The organism is Streptomyces sp., from assembly GCF_031178505.1.
GTDB classification, from domain to species: domain Bacteria; phylum Actinomycetota; class Actinomycetes; order Streptomycetales; family Streptomycetaceae; genus Streptomyces; species Streptomyces gulbargensis.
Window position 1 is genome coordinate 1 of sequence record NZ_JAPSIW010000777.1, and the last position, 3,224, is coordinate 3,224.

The 3,224-nt window shown below is 77.0% G+C and carries 2 protein-coding genes; one reads left to right on the forward strand and one right to left on the reverse strand.

Annotation, left to right across the window (positions count from 1 at the left end; all coding sequences use genetic code 11):
• A partial coding sequence (locus RIF68_RS32160) for a BTAD domain-containing putative transcriptional regulator (RefSeq protein ID WP_309054795.1) occupies nt 1-2,538 on the reverse strand: 2,538 nt, incomplete at its 3' end.
• A gap of 123 nt (nt 2,539-2,661) precedes the next feature.
• Here RIF68_RS32160 and RIF68_RS32165 point away from each other — a divergent pair.
• Nucleotides 2,662-3,224, forward strand: a 563-nt coding sequence (locus RIF68_RS32165; RefSeq protein ID WP_309054796.1) for an SDR family NAD(P)-dependent oxidoreductase, incomplete at its 3' end; no start/stop codon positions are given.

Sequence of the window (3,224 nt, forward strand, 5' to 3'; positions counted from 1 at the left end):
GAGACCGGCGCCCTCGACCTGGCCGCCGGTGCCGCAGAGGGCGTGGGAGAGGAACCAGCGCGCCCAGGGGCGGCCCTCCTCGTCGTCGGTGGCGTCGTGCGCGGCGAGGGCCTCGGCGATGCGGCGGGCGCGGTCGGTGCCGTCGCCGCCCATGACGGCGAGCCCCGTGCGCCAGATCTCCACGCGCGCCCGCAGGCGGGCGAGTCCGGGTGCGTCGGCGCCGGGCGCGCGGAGCGCGGCGGTCGCGGACCGCAGCCCCTCGCCGAGCCGCCCGCGCAGCACCCAGTACCAGGCGAGCGCGTCCACGAGCCGCAGCGCCGCCCCCGCCTGCGGGGTGGCGTGCGGCCGGGCGGTCGCGGCGAACGACGCGCCGAGAGCGGTGAGCGACGGATCGGACGCGGCGTGCCCGGGGGCGGGCGGCGCCCCCGCAGGTCCCGTACCGCCTCCGTCACGGACACCCGCCGCGGGGCCGCCGTCGTCCAGGTCGAGGGCCCGGTCGAGCGCGGCCCTGAGGTTGGGGGTCTCCGCGTCGAGGCGGGCGAGCCAGCGGCGCTGGGCGGGGCCGCGCAGGGCGGAGCGGGCCGACTCGGCGAGGCGCGTGTAGTGGGCCAGGTGGCGGGCGCGGACCGGCTCCCACTCTCCCGCGTCGCGCAGCCGCTCCAGGCAGTACGCGGCCACGGATTCGAGGAGCCGGTAACGGGGCCCGTCCTGGCCGTCGACGGTGACCACGAGCGAGCGGTCGACGAGGCGCGCGAGGAGCCCGAGGACGTCCTCCGGGGCCACGCCGTCGCCCGCGCAGACCTCCTCGGCCGCGGTCAGGGTGCAGCCCTCGGCGTGGACGGCGAGACGGCGCAGGACGGTCCGCTCCGGGGCGCCGAGCAGATCCCAGCTCCAGTCGATGACGGCCCGGAGGGTCTGCTGCCGGACGGGGGCGCCGCGCGGGCCCGCGTCGAGCAGGCGGAACCGGTCGTCGAGCCGTTCGAGGAGCCCGTGCACCCCGAGGGCGCGGACGCGGGTCGCGGCCAGTTCCAGGGCGAGCGGGATGCCGTCGAGGCGGCGGCACACGGCCCGTACGGCCTCCAGGGCCTCGTCGTCGAGGGTGAGGCCGGGCGCCGAGGCCGTGGCCCGGGCGACGAAGAGTTCGGCCGCGCCCTCCGGGTCGAGGGGCTCGACCGCCCACAGCGTCTCTCCGGCGAGGGCCAGCGGTTCCTGACTGGTCGTGAGGACGGTGAGGCCGGGGGCGGTGCGCAGGAGCTGTTCGGCGAGGGAGGCGGCTGCGTCGACGACGTGCTCGCAGTTGTCCAGGACGAGCAGGACGCGACGGCCGTGCAGCACCTCGGCGAGCCGCTCGGCGGTGGTGGGCGGGCGCCCCTCGCCCCGGAGCAGGCCCCAGGCTCCGCCGTCGCGGAGTTCGAGCGCGGCGGCGACGACCTCGGCGAGTTCGCCGCCCGCACCGGCGAACTCGACGAGCCACACCCCGTCCGGGAAGTCCTCGCGCAGCCGCGCGGCCGCCTCCACGGCGAGCCTGGTCTTGCCGACGCCGCCGGGTCCGGTGAGCGTGACGAGCCGCCGCTCCCGCAGCAGCGCCCGTACCTCCTCCACGGCCTTCTCGCGCCCCACGATCCCGGTCAGGGGTGCGGGGAGGCTGCCGCGAGGCCCCGGCCCGCGCGCCTCGGCCGGCCGAGCGGGTGACGGAAGGGGCGGCCGGACGAGCGGGGCGGGTGACCGCGCGGCCGACGGCGGAACCGGTCCGGACACCGGAGCAGCGCCGGACACCGCCACCGGCGCGGAGAGTTCCGGGTCCTGGCGGAGCAGCGCCGTGTGCAGGGCGGCGAGTTCGGGGCTCGGGTCGAGACCCAGCTCCCCGGCGAGGAGGGCTCGCAGTTCCTCGTACCCGGCGAGCGCCTCGCTCTGGCGTCCGGCCCGGTACAGCGCCCGGAGGTGTACGGCCCTGAGCCGTTCCCGCAGCGGATGAAGGGTGACGAGCTCCGTCAACTCCGCGACGACGGCGTCCACTTCACCCAGCGCCAGGCGCGCCTGGGCGAGCATCTCGCGGGCGGCGAGCCGCTCCTCCTCCCACCGGTCCGCCGCGGCCCGCGCGAAGGTCCGGTCCGCGAAGTCCGCGAACGCCGGTCCGCGCCACAGTCCGAGCGCCTCGGTGAGGATCCGGACCCGCTCGCGCGGATCAGCGGCGGCCCGGGCGCGGGCCGTGAGTTCCGCGAACAGGTGGGCGTCCAGGGCCCCTTGGGGTACGGCGAGGAGGTATCCGGGGGCCCGGTGCACGACGAGCTCCCGGCCACCGGGCTCCGCCTCCTCCAGGGCGCGGCGCAGCTGGGACACCTTGGCCTGGAGGGCCCGCGGGGGGTTGCCGGGCGGTTCGTCGCCCCACAGCGCGTCCACGAGCCGGTGGACGGCGGCCGGCCGGCCCGCGTCGGCCAGCAGGGCGGCGAGCAGGGTGCGCACCTTGCGCTCGGGGACCCGTACCGCCCGGCCGTCGTCGGTCCGCGCGACTGTCTCCCCCAGCACCCCGAATCGCATGCGCCCACCGTAACCCGGCCCGAACAGCCCCGGCCGGGACCCGAACACGGCCCGAACCGGACCCGAACACCCACCCCGCAGAGTCGTTCCCGTCAGCACGGAACACAGCCAGGGAGTACGACGATGAGCAGCACGACGGCCGGCCGCACGACCACGCACCACACGGCCACGAACGACAGGCCGCTGTCCGGCAGGACCGCCCTCGTCACGGGAGCGAGCCGGGGCATCGGCCGGGCGATCGCCCTCCGGCTCGCCGCCGACGGCGCCCGGGTCGGCGTCCACTACGCGAGCAACGAGACGGCGGCGAAGGAGACGGTCGCCGCGATCGAGGCGGCGGGGGGCAGCGCCTTCGCCCTCCGGACCGAGCTCGGCGTCCCGGGCGACGCCGAGTCCCTGTGGCGGGCCTTCGACACACACGCGGACGGTGTGGACGTCCTCGTCAACAACGCCGGCATCGCCGGCCCCGGCCTGATCCACGAGGTCGACGAGGCGGACTACGACCGGGTCTTCGCGGTCAACGCCAAGGCGCCGTTCTTCATCATCCAGAAGGGCCTGGAGCGGCTGCGGGACGGCGGCAGGATCGTCAACATCTCCTCCGGCGTCACCAAGGTCGCCTTCCCCGGCATGACCTCGTACGCGGCGTCGAAGGGCGCCGTCGACGTCCTGACGCTCACGCTCGCGCAGAC